Source organism: uncultured Dokdonia sp., assembly GCF_947492815.1.
GTDB lineage: Bacteria > Bacteroidota > Bacteroidia > Flavobacteriales > Flavobacteriaceae > Dokdonia.
Genome location: NZ_CANLOB010000006.1, coordinates 89,374 through 104,987 on the forward strand (window position 1 = coordinate 89,374; position 15,614 = coordinate 104,987).

Genomic DNA, 15,614 nt, shown 5'->3' on the forward strand with positions numbered 1-15,614 from the left:
AACAATTTGTATAGTTCATTTGCTCCCTGCGGGAAGCAAACGCACCATACGAGGGGCGTAGTAGGTAATTAAGATGGAAAAACTATTAGAAGATATTGACAAGGTTGAATTCACCACAGGAACTAACTTCAGTTACGACTTGGATAGAGAATTCAAATTGATTGCTTCTAAACTTGAACCAATCCAAAAAAAATATTTAAAGTCTGACTTTAATCGATTTTTAGAAAAAGGAAGGTTTGCAGTACTTAATGCATTTGGTGGTGGAATTCTATTTCTAAAGGTTCCAGAATCAATTGAGAAGATAAAAATTGAATCCCTAACTGATTCGAAGGGTTTTAAAGCCTCAGTTCTATTTAATTCTGAGTTTAGAAGAATCGAGAATACTAAATACAAACCTGACGCGGGAAGAATAGAATCAACTAGATGGAATGTTGAGTTGATATTTCCGAACTTTTTCGAATATGCAAAAGAGGTACAGATAGCACTGCTTCTGATAATTGGAAAAATAGTTAAACGAATTTGTGAATACGGACGAACCAATTTTGCTTACATGAAGATTGAAAATGAATTCCAAATAGAATTGCTTATTGACAATCGGATTGAATCAAAGCTTAAAGTCGAAATAAAGTAAAAACTACCTACAACACTGTATATAGCAAATAGGACGTTCGGTGGTCAACAAAAGTTTAGTGCTATTTATAAAGTCCGCCAAATTAAAAATTTGGCGTTTATGAGAAAAAGATAAAAGCAAAATATTTATATTTAGCTAAGTAATAAACCGAAACACAAGTGCTTATCACCTGCCCTGCATTTCTTATAATGAACGCTCTATAACTAATTTGATTATGAATAGTGAACTAACAAAGAACACATTAGATTGGTGGGAAAAAAAGCGGATTTGGTATAATCTAATTGTACTGATTTTTGGTGTATGGCAAATTATTAATGAACGACCTGATACTTTCAAATACGAAGATATTATTGGAGTTGTATTATATGGTTTGGGAGCAAATATTCTCTACTCTATTGGAATACTAATTGAACTACTAGATGAATACTATGTTAAAACGTTTTTCAAGTTCAAAAGGTTTAGATGGTTCTTTCTAGTAATTGGAACATTATTTTCAATTTTTTATACTACTTGGTTGATCATACTATATTATAACGGACCCGTATGGACATGGTAATTAAAAAGGAAATAAAAGACGACAATGAGTTTTACCTTTATATCAATGGAAAATTGATTTACAAAAGATGGTTGAATTTAGGCTATGGTAAAGTTTTTGACACACATACTTTCGGAAAATATACTGATTATAGTATTACAGATTTTGACCTTGAGGAAACACCAGAACTAATTCATGTTAAAGCAAATTTAAGATTATTGACAACTGAACAAGGCGGAAGAAAAACTGGATTCAAAAGCGGATTAAGACCAAATCACGTTTTTGAATACGAAACAAATGAGCAATTTAAATATACGTATATAGGAGATATTCAATTTGAAGAAGGTGAATTAATATTACCAGGAGAAACTAAAGAAGTTTTAGTTAGGTTTTTATCAAAACAACCGATTGATGAATATATGAATATTGGAAGAAAATGGTGGATTCATGAAGGAGCAAGAAAAATTGGAGAAGCAGAAATAAAAGGAATTGAATTTCCTAAAATTGAATAAAAATCGACCTATAGACCCACTCTCGTCAGTTTGCAACTGGTAGTCTTCCTCTTTAATCCTTTCTAAATTCTTACATATCTTTATACCCTTTAGCGCTTCGCTCTCCCTACGGTCGTGAACCTGCCTGCCAGCAGACAGGAAAGCGGAATACTAAAAAAACAAAAAAAATCTCAATTACTAATACTCGCCTACTTACAAAAACCCTCTCCGATTTTCAATTCAGTCTATATTTGTTACATTAGTTCCTTAACCACTCAATCGTATATAAAATCGTTACTACACATTTTGAAAAAACTGCTACGCATAGTAATCTTACTTTTAATTTTGACTTCTTGTTCTATTAAAAATGGGGTGGTAAGACAGATAAATTCTGAATTCAAAACAAAATATCCTGAAATAAAAGACTATTCAAAAACCAAATATCAAGAGAAACTTAGAAAACAAATTTTGCCCAAGTTTTTAGATGATTATAAACTTTCTGATTCTAATCTATACATTATAGAAACTTTTCAAAACAGAGGCGGACACCACGTAGCAACTAAATATCAAACTGTTATGACGTATTTCTGGCAAGATGGAAAATTAATTGAAGTGTATCAGGTGAATAATAACAATGAATTAAAAATAAAGAAAGAACAGTATTGGGGTTCGGAAAATATTATTCCGACATTTAAGTTTATAGAAAAGCAATTTGTAGCAAATAAACTTGACTCTATTATAAGAGTTTCAGAAAATCTTTGGAAACATCAGTTCAGTCACGCGGGAGAATATTTTATAACCGAATTAGACAAAGATTTAAATATTTTGAAAATTATAAAGTGTGCAGAGTTTGGCGGGTTTGAATAAAAACGTATACACATTACAAGCAATTAGTTATTTAATCACAATGAAGACATATTTGCTAGTCTGTCCCCCTCGCTAGCGCTCGTCTGTGACGAGTGCCGTATTGAGTAAGTAACCAGAAAATTTGTATACAAAGGCTATATGCAACTAACGCTATAGATAGATGTTATTGTTTTTAGAGTGCCCTATGATTTTAGTATCCGTCTAAGACGAGTACTAGCGAGGAAATGAAATCCATTCTAACATATCTTATGAAAGGGTAAAAGAGCTTTTTCCAATGGCAAATATCATTGCATCAAGAGATTTAGAACGCTTTAGCTACCCTAAAACGGTTGATGTAGTATACTGTGATAAATGCAGAGAATTAAGTGAAAAATATAATTGAAAATAAAATATACTTATATATGTATATCGTTTACAATAAAGTTAGGTCATTTAAATTTTCAGTACCTTTCATAAACAATGAAAATATTTGATTTATTATGCTTTGAACATCATTCAAATTTAAATGTCCCCAATGCGAGTATTATCGAAGAAATACTCAATGAAATTATTACTCCTGAGTTAGAAAAAATAGGACTTACTAATAAGAAGTATAAATATAAATGGAGTAGTGACTATAATGTTAATGGCATAAAAACAAGTGTTCGTTTTCATTATCGTGGGTTAAGCGCAGGATTTACAATTGGTCAGAGTTTTAAGTGTATTCCTTCCACAAAGATTTTAAAATATCCTAAAGATAAATTCCATCTTTTCGAGCATGTAGACTTTTTCAATACTAACAAAAAATTATCTCTTTGGAATCGTAAAATCTTTGAAATAGGACTTAAAAAATTTATCTCTAAAGATCTAAAAAAAATTCGTAAACATATAGTTTCCTGTGATTCTATTCAAAAAAATATAGACATCGCTTTAAGACAAATCAATAGTACAAGATCAGAATACGAAATCCATGATCCTGATCAAAAATATGTACTTGCTTTTCTTTATGCAACATTGGGAGATAAAGAAAAAGCCCAAAATACGATGAAAGAATATGCTATAGAGAAGAATTTAGTGCATAATGATCTTTTTAAATATCTTGAAAACGTGTAAAGTAATACCTAATTATTATGTTTCACTCCGCTACTACCTATTTGTAACTGGTAATCTTCCATAATAATCATTCCTAAATTCTTACATATCTTTATACCCTTTCGCGAAAGCGAAATAAACCCTAACTAAAAATCATTTAAAATTCTAAGTCATTATATTTAGACATCTAAAGTCACATTTTAATGATACTACAAACTGTACACATACAAAACCTAAATGATCCTGTATTATTTTTTTATGGGTGGTGGCAGTTTTCGGTATGTTTATTTGCATGTATTGCATTGATTGCGATCTGGTGGCATATTGGTAAAAAGCAACATGACTTTGGGCAAGTATGGTTGGCGCTTTCAGTATTGTGTTGGAGTATTTCTGGTGCTTTTGAAATTTATTTTATCAAAACAAACACAACATCTGAAGTCATTATTGAGGGTTGGCGTAGTATCTGGTCCTTATTGAATAGTCTCTTTATTTTGTTGGCGTTACCTTGGTTTCGGTATTTACCTGAGGCTATTGGACATATTATCAAATCAAAGTATTGGATCTATATTGTGGGGATTCCTTTTTTGTTCTCCATACTCCCTACATTAAGTCGTATGATATCGGGTACCGTGATTGCGATGATCAATGAACTGGATGTGTATTATGCGCTGTTTACCTTACTTTTTTTAGGATATGTTTTATGGGAATCCTTTTTAAAACGACGCCTCAAAGCATTGGCATTTTTAGCTTTGTTCTGTATTCTTATTGCTTTAGTCGCTCAAATCTATAAGGTATATGGCACCGAAATGAATCTCACCTTATTGTCTGCGATTTTTAAAACTTCACTGATCATGATTTTCTTTGCTCTTGCCTTAAGTTGGGTGAAAGAACTCGCAGAGAATATTATTCCAAACTCAGATGAGTTATACATCACATTTTCAAAAAATAAATTGTCTTCTGGAAAGATAGAACACCTCATCTTCTTAAAAGGGTTTCCAGGGACTGAAAAGCGAAAAGTAAAATTGACGCCTGCCCTATTTGAATTGTTTTTAAAATTTGCGCAACGTAAACACTCCGAAAATGATTGGTTGGAAATTAAACCCAAGAACTTCGCTATGTCCAATAAGACGTTTGATATTAATGACTATAACCAAGTGAAAAGATTGCTTGTTGCTATCCTAGATGGTGTCTTTGGAAAAGACTCTTGGACTGTAGATCATCACTTACATCCGCTCAAAACTACCCTTTTTGAAATGTCAGAAAAGCGAGATCGAAAAATTCGTTTAAAAATACATTCAAAAAACATATCGCTATAAGTCAAACATTTACATGTTTTTGTCAGTAGTTTTTTTACTGACATTTTTAGATTCTTTCTGATAAAGTCTCCATTAAAAAATTCAATTTTAAAGATTGCAGTCTAAATCATAAAATTAGAATGATGACTTTAAAACAACGTATCCTAGTTAGTGTCTTTATCAGTATCCCTTTTGTCAATCATGCACAACAATCCAGAGGATTAGACGAACAGATTAATGACGCTTTTATGCCTTTTGCCACATGGTGGGAAGATTTTATACTTTCTACTGTCACCATCTTTGGGTATGGAATTCCAATCGTTTTGATTTTATTGCTTCTTGGAGCTATATTCTTTACGGTGTATTTTGGCTTTGTAAACATCAAACATTTTCCAACGGCTATTCAAGTGGTGAGAGGGAAGTATGATGATTTAGAGTCTTTGAATATTGAAACTACAGCTCAGGTTTATGAAGTAGAAGGAGATCTTGTAGATACCATAAAAGATGAAAGTCATCATGGAGAGGTGAATCATTTTCAGGCATTAGCCACTGCTGTTTCTGGAACTGTTGGATTGGGAAATATTGCGATGGTTGCTGTTGCTATTTCTATAGGAGGTCCAGGTGCTACCTTCTGGATGATTATTGCAGGATTACTTGGGATGTCATCAAAATTTGTAGAATGCACCTTAGGGGTAACATACAGAGATATTGATAGTGACGGGAATGTATATGGAGGGCCTATGTATTATTTATCCAGAGGACTTAAAGAAAGAGGTCTCGTTAAGCTTGGTAAATTTTTGGCTATTGTATTTGCCATATTGTGTGTTGGCGCATCCTTTGGTGGTGGAAATGCCTTTCAAACCAATCAGGCAGCAGCTCAAATTATTTCAAGATTTGGAATTGAAGGAGCAGCTTCTGGAAGTATCATAGGATTCATTTTTGCGGTAGTTGTTGGTATTGTCATTATTGGAGGGATTAAACGAATTGCTAAAATCACTGAAAAAGTAGTCCCCGTCATGGCTGTACTCTATGTCGCTTCGGCTTTATTCATTATTTTTTCAAATTTTAGTTTTATAGATGATGCTATAGGTTTAATCATCACAGAAGCGTTTACACCCAAAGCAACGATTACTGGTGGGTTTATTGGTGTGATGATTCAGGGCTTTCGTCGTGCGGCATTCTCCAATGAAGCGGGAGCTGGTTCGGCGGCTATTGCACATGCTGCTGTAAATACAAAATATGCAGCTTCAGAAGGTCTTGTAGGATTATTAGAACCTTTTATAGATACTGTAGTGGTTTGTAGTATGACTGCTATTATTATCGTCATGTTTAATATGGAGGGTGCTTTTGTGTATGGAGATGTCATTAATGGACAAGCCTTACTCGCAGATGGATCAAGATTGGGTGGTGTAAATTTAACTTCCATGGCGTTTGACAATGCCATTCCTGGATCATCATATGTGCTTGTGATTGCCGTCACCTTATTTGCCTTTTCTACGATTTTATCATGGTCTTACTATGGATTACAGTCTTGGAAATATTTATTTGGAAGAAGTAAATGGGTAGATTTAACCTATAAAATTATCTTTTTACTATTTACCATTTTAGGAGCTGCTATCACGCTAGATGCCGTGATAAAATTTTCAGATGCTATGATTCTTGCGCTCGTGTTTCCTAATATGATAGGGCTATTACTCCTGTTCCCAAAAGTAAGAAGTGAAATGAAACGGTACTTAGATGCTATTAAAACATTAAAATCAAAAAAGGCTACCTCTTAAAATTTATAATACTATAGTGCAACTGTTTTGTTGTTATAAAAAGCCCTTTAATTAGCTGTTGTACATTTTGAGTAATTTCATTGATTTTTTCCCTAATGCTAAAAAGAGTATCGACGAATTTTTTTAGTTCTTCCTTTAGGATGGAGGTAAAAACTAAAAAATTCACTAGAAAATTAGAGTCATAAACATCTGAATGCACAACAGGTTTAATTGTTTTCTTCATCTAGCAAAGGAATTAAACTTTCTTTAGATACATTGAATTGTTCTTTTAAAAATTTAAAAAACACCTTTTCATATATGTTTTTATCAAATTCAAAGGTGAGAGGTGTTTTTTCTAGGGTATTTCTAAAAGCAGGATCTGATAAAATGTTTTTACCCTTATTATCAAATTGCCAAACATATGAATGTTCTTTTTTAAACACTTTCACATGATACCCGCCACAATCAAGTGGTTCTACATGATCACAATACGGACATGTATATAGTTTTATGAAATTTTGTTTTAAATCATATACAGATGTAAAAGGAATATCTTCTACTTCTTTTTCACCCTTCTCAAAGAGTACTAGAAATTCTTCATCAGCTATAGGTAATTTTAAAAGTGATTTTATCAATAGGGTGTGAAAAGCAGTATCAGAATTACTTTTTAAGAGACCAATCCAATTAAAAAGCAAAGGGGTTGTATTTTCATAATGAACATCTAACAAACTACTCAATGGTTGTTGATCTATAAAGATTTCGTAAAAAAACCGTTCATTGTGAGGAACGGTTTCACACTTTTTACCAACTCTGATTACTTCATAATCATAGGTACGAGTATCTTGATAGATCTTTTCAACTAATTGTAAGCTAGATGGAATATCTAAACTTCCTTTTTTATTTGAAAAATAATGCAATGAGAGTGTATTCAAAAGTACTTTATATATGCTGTGGCTGCATGTTTAATATATAATAAGAGATCAAATATACATATCTAATGTGTTTTATTAGAAAATGCCTTTTATAACTTTTTCCTATCTTTAAAATACCAAAACAACTCACCAAACAAAAATAATATGAATCTAGTTCTTAGAAATATCCTTGCTGTCATTATAGGATGTATAGTAGGAAGTATTGTCAATATGGGATTGATTACACTAGGACATTCTGTAACACCTATACCCAATGTAGATCCCAATGATATGGTTGCTATGAAAGAAGTGATGCCTTCCCTAGCACCTAAATTTTTCATCTTTCCATTTTTAGGACATGCATTAGGAACTTTAGTAGGTGCCTTTATTGCTGGAATGATTAGTAAAACCGCTACAATGCGAAGTGCACTTATTGTAGGGGTGTTTTTTTTAATAGGCGGTATTACAATTAATATCATGTTGCAAGGTCCAACTTGGTTTACTATTGTAGATATTGCGTTAGCATATATTCCTATGGCGTGGATTGGTGGAAAAATAGCGCAACGAATGGCTCAAAAATAATTTTTCATAGTAGTTATCATACTCATTTTTAATGTCTCAAGATATTCCTCAAATAGCCTTTAAGACCAATCATAATGGACTAAAAGAGATAGAAATTATTACCATAGAAAGTTTGATGGAACGAAAAGAGACATTAGATCACTTTCCTGAAAAAGCACATCAGGTTCGTTTTTATTTATTAATATACTACACAGAAGGTATTACAGAGCATTTGGTAGATTTTGTTTGGCATTCTATTCGAAAAAACACTTTATTATATCTCACAAAGGGACAAATCAACGCCTTTAAATTTACTCCAGATGTAAAAGGATATATTGTCTTATTTACAGAAAACTATTTTAAGAATCAGTTAAGTACATTGCCTAGAAATACCGTAATACGCTTATTTACATCACACCTCTTCTCCCCTATTATTCAAGTTCCTGAAAGTTCACAGGTACCTGATTATTTTCAGTTGTTTTACAAAGAGTTTTATAAAGAAAAACACGCTTTTAATAAAGAGAATATTATAAATGCTTTATACACCATTATATTTTCAAAACTAGAACAACTAAAACAATCACAAACCTTTCATATACAAGAGTCTGATAAACTAGCGACATTTCTAAAGTTTAAATCATTAATAGAACACCAATATTCAAAAAGTAGAAATGCCGATTTCTATGCGTCAGAGATGAATATAAGTTATAAGCACCTCAACACTATTTGTAAGGAGATTGTACATAAAACAGCCAAACAATTTATAGATGAATTTATAATTTTGGAAGCTAAAAGACAGCTCATAAACTCTTCTATTAAAAGTACCGAACTCGCCTATGCTTTAGGTTTTGAAGAACCAACCAACTTTGTAAAATACTTCAAGAAGCACGCTACAGTAACCCCAAATGAATTCAAAAATCTTCATAAATAAGCTTTAAGGTTCGACATTAACCATTTTTTGAAATACTTACACCTAGTATTCCCATAGTAGGCTAGGTACTTTTGTGTCATCATAAAATCATCATAATGAAACACATCACCCTTGCTTGCCTTGTACTTATCACAGTACTTTCTTGCAAAAATGACACTACAAAACAAGAAATCACAGAACCTAAAAAACAAACAATTATGGAACCCACAAACAAAGAAAAAGCCATCGCCTTATTAGTAAGCTTAGAAACAGGAGATCAAACTCCTGTGGCATATATTAACCCTACAAATTATGTACAACATAACTTAGGCGTTGCTGATGGATTAGAAGGATTTGGAGCTGTATTACAAAATGCACCCGAAGGTGGTTTTAAAGCCAATGTCGTTAGAGCTTATGAAGATGGCAATTATGTGTTCTCACATACCATTTATGATTTCTTTGGCCCAAAAATAGGGTTTGATATTTTTAGATTTGAAGAAGGAAAAATTGTAGAGCATTGGGATAACTTAATAGATATCAAAGCAGCAAACCCTAGCGGACATACACAAACAGACGGTCCTACCCAAGCAACTGACTTAGATAAAACAGCTACAAACAAAGAACTGGTAAGTGATTTTGTCAATACTATTCTAGTAAAAGGTGAAATGGACAAAATAGGTAACTATTTTACTGGAGATACCTATACGCAACATAACCCTGATATTGCCGATGGCCTCTCAGGTTTAGGACAAGCCTTAGAAGGAATGGCTAAACAAGGAATTACGATGGTATATACTAAAACACATAAAGTATTAGGAGAAGGTAATTTTGTGTTAACAGTGAGTGAAGGAACATTTGCAGACGCCCCCACTTCTTTTTATGATTTATTTAGAGTAGAAGACGGAAAGATTGTTGAGCACTGGGATGTCATGGAAACTATTGCTCCAGAAGCAACACATCAAAATAATAATGGTAAATTCAATTTCTAAATCCTATGAAAAAGATTTTCTTCATCCTTTTTGCTGGTTTCCTATTGAGTTGCCAACAAAATACAAATGACAGGAAACCCTATGTTATTGAGATCACTACATTTGCTTATAAAACATCTGTAAATATTGATGAATTCTGGAAAGAAGATGCAAATATTCAAGCCAAATTCACGAGCAAACAACCTGGCTTTATAAGTCGTGAAAGTGGGTATTCAAAAGAAAACAATGAAGTACTAGTTGTGGTCAAATGGAAAAACCAAACAAGTGCTGATGCATCCATGCAAAAATTTATGACAGACACATCAGTAACGACTTATGCAGATATGATAGATGCCCCATCCATGAAAATGAAACGGTATCAAGTCAAGTAAATATTATATAGTTAACCCGTTGTGCATTTTGATAAAATAACTAGTAATTGTCCTATTAATCTTCATTATATATCTCAAATCCTAAAGGAAGTGATGAAGATTTCTTCGATTCACCCTTCAGGGAGGGGAAAAAATCAAGAAATCTATTCAAAATGCACAACGGGTTATAGTTAGAAAAATTACAATAGCGATTTGAAGAATTTCAAATCGCTATTATTTTATACCTAATCATTACCTAGTATCGGGTATTTTAAAAAACACATATTATTGTATATTGGCTGCTACTTGAAACAAAAACTCATATTACCATCATCATCTATGAAATCCCTATTTCTTTCAACAATCATTTGTCTATTTTTTATTCCACTAACTCAAGCTCAAGAAATCGAAGAAGCTGGGTATATTGAAATAAGTACAGACCGTATTAAAAATACAAATATCAAGAGTATAAAAGAGGAGTCCGACTGTTATGTAGAACAAGAAAAACCTCCTTATAAATTTGAAGATTGTGGAGAAAAAATAAAAGAAGAGTATGATAAAAATGGTCATCTTACTTCTTTAAAGTTATATGAAGATGGTGATTTAACTGACACCTATACATACTTATATGAGGGAAATAAACTTGTAAGTGAAAAAGATGATGATGGAGAAGATACTACTAAAAAAACATATCGTTATAACGCATCAGGATTACTTATTGAAAAAAAGGAATATGATAACAATACACTAGAGTATCATTATACATATGCGTATAATACAAAAGGTCTTATGATAGAAAAGGAATATACTTCCTTAAGAGAAGATAGTGGTGCATTTGGTGGTACCACCTATTCTAAAACAATCTATACCTATAATAATAACGGGAAATGTACGTCAGAAACCGAATACCACAAAGATGGACGTGAAAAAAATAAAATCATATATGAACATAGTAATACTAATGGACATACTATTTTAGAAAAAGAGAAACATGACGAAAACGAATATGTATCTCAATATTCTATCACCTATGACACTAGAGGAAATATTACTGAAAAAATCTTATATAGTTATTATGGAAAACAAGAAGAAAGAAGAGTAAGAACTTTTGACACAAACAATAATGTACTTACTTACGAATCTTATAATGAAGATAATGTTCTTGTAAATCGTGTTGTATATACATATAATGCTCAAAACGATCCAATTCAAGAGGTTAGCACTAGAGGTAAAGACGATCAATATATTAGAAAATATATGTACGAATATGATGAGCGAGGAAATTGGATTACAAGAGTAACTCAAAAAGATGAAAATGAGTATATCTCTAATGAAATAAAACGTACAATTAAGTATCATTAATACCATCATTGCCTTTACGATATAGGATACTTCTCTTAGTACGCTTTCGCGAAATCGAGCTTGCGAGATTCACGACCGCAGGGAGAATGAAATGATAAATCGAGCTTGCGAGACCTGCCGGCAGGCAGGCAGGTTCACGACCCAAAGGGAGAGCGAAGCGTTAAAGCGTATACAACAAAACAAAGAACTTGTAACAAATACCCATATATAAAGACTATTATAGGACGTAGCATTTAATTAATGATCGCTATATTTCAATGAATAAAAGTATTAAAGAACAAAAAAAAGAAATTATCACTAGAGAAATTAAGAGATTAAAAAATCAAAATCGCTCATTAAAAAAAATGATACCATACGGTATAACATTTTTTATTATTATCTCTTTTGTTCTTCCCTTTTTTCCTAATATGAAAGGAAATATCACTCTTGAAAACCTAGGATATATAGAATCCTCTCTAATTAATTGTGTCATATTATTTGCTTTCTATATTGTTTTCTTCTTGTTAACCTTACGGATAAACAATAAAAAAATAGATCAGTTTAAGAAAACAGTTTTATAGATATTTGTATTAAAATGTAGAAAACAAATGTCCTCTATAAAAAAACCAAGAAAGCTATTTCCTAAACATACTATTGTTGAAGAACATCCTACTACCATTTGTTATAAACTACCTGCTGTTGTTTTTAAATATCCTTTTTTTAATGAAGGTGTTCAGGCATACCAAATGAAAGGACATGCAATCACCAATGGAACATTAGATGCTATAGACATAATTCCGAATAGACAACTTGAGTTAAAGGGCTTTATTTTTCATACATCACATTGTGGTTCTACATTACTAGTTAGAATGTTGCAAACAACTTCGCACATTAGAGTTATATCAGAAACAGAAGCCATTAATGGCTTATTACTTTCTTACGTATTACATAATCTCCCAAAAGAAACTGTTCAAAAACAATTAAAAGAAATTATTGAAAGTTATTGTCAACCTTTAGGTGATGAGAAGCATGTGATTTTTAAACTTACTTCTTGGAATATATTTATGATAGATGTATTTCTAGAACTTTATCCTACTACAAAATGGATGTATCTCGATAGAAAAACAGAAGAAGTTGTCGCTTCCTTAAAAAAATCTGACGGTGGCTTTGCGCAATGGTGGGAATACCCAACTGACTATCCTAGGAAGTATTTTACAGCAAAAGAATATAGATATACTACAAAAGAAGATTACCTAACACATATGGTAGAGCAGCATCGAAAACAAGCCAAACTTCATAAGAACGCACAAGCATTATATAGTAATTACATTACCTTAATAAATGATTTTGAAAACATCATAACACATTTTAAGCTCCATCTCTCTGACCAAGAAATTGAAAATGCAAAAAAAGCTACTACATACTATTCAAAATCTATAACGAAAATAACGTACTCTAAATAGTTTCTATAAACATTCGGTTAAAAAAAAAAGGTTCTCATTAAAATTATTAGTATTTTAATGCATAGTAAACTATAGCTGTTTGTGTAAATGATTAAAGTAGAATTACTTCAGAGAAATAGTCTCATCTTTGGGATTCCATTGTTATTAATTATTGGAGTTGTACTACTTACACAATCGCAAGTTTTTACAACACAATCATCGTTACTTTCTATAGGAGTTACTGCCGATCTATTAGTGACCATACCACTAGTCTACTTCTTACTTATTAGAAAAACCAAGATTCCAAAAACCACGATTGTACCTTTTCTAATTTTAGGAATGATACTCTGTAGCACACTAATCCCACAGGAAAATCAAACGTATTTTTTACTCTTTAAAAAATGGATTTTTCCTCTTGTAGAAATTACAGTTATTACCTATATCATTTATAAGGTAAGAAGTGTTGTAAAACAATACAATCTCAAAAAGAATACTACCATTGACTTTTTTACAGCTTTAAAAAACACATGTAAAGAAATACTTCCTAAAACAGTAGCTATAGCATTAACAACAGAAATTGCGGTATTCTATTATGGATTTATCTATTGGAAAAAAAGAACCTTAAAGAAAAATGAATTTTCATATCATAAAGAAACGGGTAGTCTTACACTACTTGCAGCAATTATATGTATAATAGCTATAGAAACTATTGTATTACATGTTGTTATCGCAAAGTCAAGTACGATAGCAGCTTGGATAGTGACTTTCTTAAGTATATATTCGGGGATTCAATTATTTGGCTTTTTAAAGTCTATTTTAAAAAGACCTATCAGTATCCAAAATGAGAAAATCTATCTTAGATATGGTATCATGAGTGAATCTATCATAGCTATAAAAGATATAGATACCATACTACTATCATCAAAGGATATTGATGCAAAAGAAACTCGTACGTTATCCTTTCTAGGATCTCTGGAACCTCATACTATTATTATTACACTAAAAAAAGAATACACATTAACTGGGCTATATGGTATTCAAAAGAAATATAAAAAAATAGCCTTTTCTGTAGATGATAAAATAAGGTTTAAGAATACTGTTGAACATTTTATTAACTAAAGAATTATCATTTAAAAATCAATCCCTATGGAATACGCAGTTACATCAATCAGAGCTTTTATTGGCGCCAAAGATTACGAACTTTCAAGAAACTTTTATCTTGATTTAGGTTTTGAAGAACGAAAAACAGGTCCTAAAATGTCGTATTTCAGATTGGGTGATTTTGGTTTTTACTTGCAAGATGCCTATGTGAAAGATTGGGTCAATAATACCATGTTATTTCTAGAAGTAAAAGACCTGGAAACACATTTACTTCGTATGAAATCACTAGAGCTTGATAAAACCTATAAAAAAGTTAGAATCTCACACATACATTACAATGATTGGGGTAAAGAATTCTTTCTATATGATCCCTCTGGTATTTTATGGCATATTGGTGAGTTTAACAACTAGCATATAGTATACATAAACTTATTGTTCTTCGATGAAATTACTCAAAATATACAACAAGTACAGCGACAATAAAATAACGTCACCTCCCGCTTCTTTCAAATATTTTGAAACAACTTTAACAATATATTTTGTTTAACGATTTAAATAATTAGGTAAACATTAATTATCTTTACTGTAGAATCATACTTATGGCTACAGCAAAGAAAACAACCAAGAAAAAAATAACCGCTACAGACATCATTTCTAAGTACATGGATCATGTCTTAGAACATGGCGAAGTTCCAGTAACGATCTATAAATTTTGTAAAGACATTAAATGTACCGAAGCCGAATTTTATGAGCATTTCGGTTCGTTTGAAGGATTAAAACAACATATCTGGATAGCACTTTATGATAGTACGGTTGCTACATTACACAAAGACAAAGATTTTGAACAGTATCCTAATAAAGATAAGATGCTTTCATTTCTCTATACCATATTTGGTAATTTTACTGCTAATAGGAGCTATATCCTTTTTGTATTGAAAGAACATGCAATGCCTCTTAAAAATTTAGCACAGCTTAAAGAATTACGCACAAAAGTACGTCACTTTGCTACAGAACTTATAGAAGAAGGTAATGAAGACAAAACCTATAAAATCACAAAAAATCCTGTACAATTATTTAGCGAAGGCGCATGGGTACAGTTTTTACTCCTCCTTAAATACTGGATGAATGATAATTCTGCTGGATTTGAAAAAACAGATGTTGCTATTGAAAAATCAGTAAAAGCCATTTTTGACGTATTTGAAACGACGCCATTGGAAAGTATTATTGATTTAGGAAAGTTTTTAGTGAAAGAGAATTTTGCTTTTGCAAAATCGAACTCGTGAGACCTGTCTGCCGGAAGGTAGGTTTACAACCAAATAGAGAATGAAGTGTTAAAGTAAAGATTCCTTCCTTCGAGGGAAT

At 31.8% G+C, this 15,614-nt stretch carries 17 protein-coding genes; 16 read left to right on the forward strand and 1 reads right to left on the reverse strand.

What is annotated here, in order from left to right; translation table 11 throughout:
- Positions 1 to 73: 73 nt before the first annotated feature.
- The 7 genes from Q1A01_RS08190 to Q1A01_RS08220 all read left to right on the forward strand — a co-directional run bounded on the left by Q1A01_RS08190 (position 74) and on the right by Q1A01_RS08220 (position 6,668).
- Positions 74 to 631 carry a hypothetical protein gene (locus Q1A01_RS08190; protein WP_299678712.1) on the forward strand — a complete coding sequence of 186 codons (558 nt, stop codon included), beginning with the start codon at positions 74 to 76 and terminating at the stop codon, positions 629 to 631.
- 214 nt (positions 632 to 845) lie between these two features.
- Entirely contained in the window at positions 846 to 1,187 is a 342-nt protein-coding gene (locus Q1A01_RS08195; protein ID WP_299678715.1) for a hypothetical protein, read from the forward strand.
- Positions 1,175 to 1,678 (forward strand): hypothetical protein, encoded by a 504-nt coding sequence (locus Q1A01_RS08200; protein ID WP_299678718.1) that lies wholly within the window; start codon positions 1,175 to 1,177, stop codon positions 1,676 to 1,678. The genes Q1A01_RS08195 and Q1A01_RS08200 overlap by 13 nt, the downstream gene beginning before the upstream one ends.
- Before the next feature lie 285 nt (positions 1,679 to 1,963).
- Positions 1,964 to 2,524, forward strand: coding sequence for a hypothetical protein (locus Q1A01_RS08205; protein ID WP_299678721.1), 561 nt, complete (start codon positions 1,964 to 1,966; stop codon positions 2,522 to 2,524).
- 459 nt (positions 2,525 to 2,983) lie between these two features.
- The gene (locus tag Q1A01_RS08210) at positions 2,984 to 3,616 is read left to right on the forward strand and encodes a hypothetical protein (protein ID WP_299678724.1); all 633 of its coding nucleotides are present in this window, start codon (positions 2,984 to 2,986) and stop codon (positions 3,614 to 3,616) included.
- Between the two features lie 182 nt (positions 3,617 to 3,798).
- Complete coding sequence (locus tag Q1A01_RS08215) at positions 3,799 to 4,911, forward strand: hypothetical protein (protein WP_299678727.1); 1,113 nt, start codon at positions 3,799 to 3,801, stop codon at positions 4,909 to 4,911.
- A gap of 122 nt (positions 4,912 to 5,033) precedes the next feature.
- A complete protein-coding gene (locus Q1A01_RS08220; RefSeq protein WP_299679046.1) occupies positions 5,034 to 6,668 on the forward strand; it encodes an alanine/glycine:cation symporter family protein in 1,635 nt (544 codons plus the stop codon).
- Positions 6,669 to 6,874: 206 nt separating this feature from the next.
- Here Q1A01_RS08220 and Q1A01_RS08225 read toward each other — a convergent pair whose 3' ends face one another.
- Positions 6,875 to 7,579, reverse strand: a complete 705-nt coding sequence (locus Q1A01_RS08225; protein ID WP_299678730.1) for a hypothetical protein — start codon at positions 7,577 to 7,579, stop codon at positions 6,875 to 6,877.
- A 144-nt stretch (positions 7,580 to 7,723) separates the two neighbouring features.
- Here Q1A01_RS08225 and Q1A01_RS08230 point away from each other — a divergent pair, with 144 nt between their 5' ends.
- The 9 genes from Q1A01_RS08230 to Q1A01_RS08270 all read left to right on the forward strand — a co-directional run bounded on the left by Q1A01_RS08230 (position 7,724) and on the right by Q1A01_RS08270 (position 15,535).
- Positions 7,724 to 8,140, forward strand: a complete 417-nt coding sequence (locus Q1A01_RS08230; RefSeq protein WP_299678733.1) for a hypothetical protein — start codon at positions 7,724 to 7,726, stop codon at positions 8,138 to 8,140.
- Between the two features lie 31 nt (positions 8,141 to 8,171).
- Positions 8,172 to 9,050 (forward strand): helix-turn-helix domain-containing protein, encoded by an 879-nt coding sequence (locus Q1A01_RS08235; protein ID WP_299678736.1) that lies wholly within the window; start codon positions 8,172 to 8,174, stop codon positions 9,048 to 9,050.
- 95 nt (positions 9,051 to 9,145) lie between these two features.
- On the forward strand, positions 9,146 to 10,018 hold the full coding sequence (locus tag Q1A01_RS08240; protein ID WP_299678739.1) for a nuclear transport factor 2 family protein: 873 nt from the start codon (positions 9,146 to 9,148) through the stop codon (positions 10,016 to 10,018).
- A 5-nt stretch (positions 10,019 to 10,023) separates the two neighbouring features.
- The gene (locus Q1A01_RS08245; RefSeq protein ID WP_299678742.1) at positions 10,024 to 10,389 is read left to right on the forward strand and encodes a hypothetical protein; all 366 of its coding nucleotides are present in this window, start codon (positions 10,024 to 10,026) and stop codon (positions 10,387 to 10,389) included.
- A gap of 318 nt (positions 10,390 to 10,707) precedes the next feature.
- The gene (locus tag Q1A01_RS08250) at positions 10,708 to 11,730 is read left to right on the forward strand and encodes a hypothetical protein (protein ID WP_299678745.1); all 1,023 of its coding nucleotides are present in this window, start codon (positions 10,708 to 10,710) and stop codon (positions 11,728 to 11,730) included.
- 587 nt (positions 11,731 to 12,317) lie between these two features.
- Positions 12,318 to 13,172 (forward strand): hypothetical protein, encoded by an 855-nt coding sequence (locus Q1A01_RS08255; protein ID WP_299678748.1) that lies wholly within the window; start codon positions 12,318 to 12,320, stop codon positions 13,170 to 13,172.
- Positions 13,173 to 13,259: 87 nt separating this feature from the next.
- Complete coding sequence (locus Q1A01_RS08260; RefSeq protein ID WP_299678751.1) at positions 13,260 to 14,270, forward strand: hypothetical protein; 1,011 nt, start codon at positions 13,260 to 13,262, stop codon at positions 14,268 to 14,270.
- A 27-nt stretch (positions 14,271 to 14,297) separates the two neighbouring features.
- Positions 14,298 to 14,663, forward strand: coding sequence for a glyoxalase (locus Q1A01_RS08265; RefSeq protein ID WP_299678754.1), 366 nt, complete (start codon positions 14,298 to 14,300; stop codon positions 14,661 to 14,663).
- Positions 14,664 to 14,851: 188 nt separating this feature from the next.
- Positions 14,852 to 15,535 carry a TetR family transcriptional regulator C-terminal domain-containing protein gene (locus tag Q1A01_RS08270; RefSeq protein WP_299678757.1) on the forward strand — a complete coding sequence of 228 codons (684 nt, stop codon included), beginning with the start codon at positions 14,852 to 14,854 and terminating at the stop codon, positions 15,533 to 15,535.
- Positions 15,536 to 15,614: the final 79 nt, after the last annotated feature.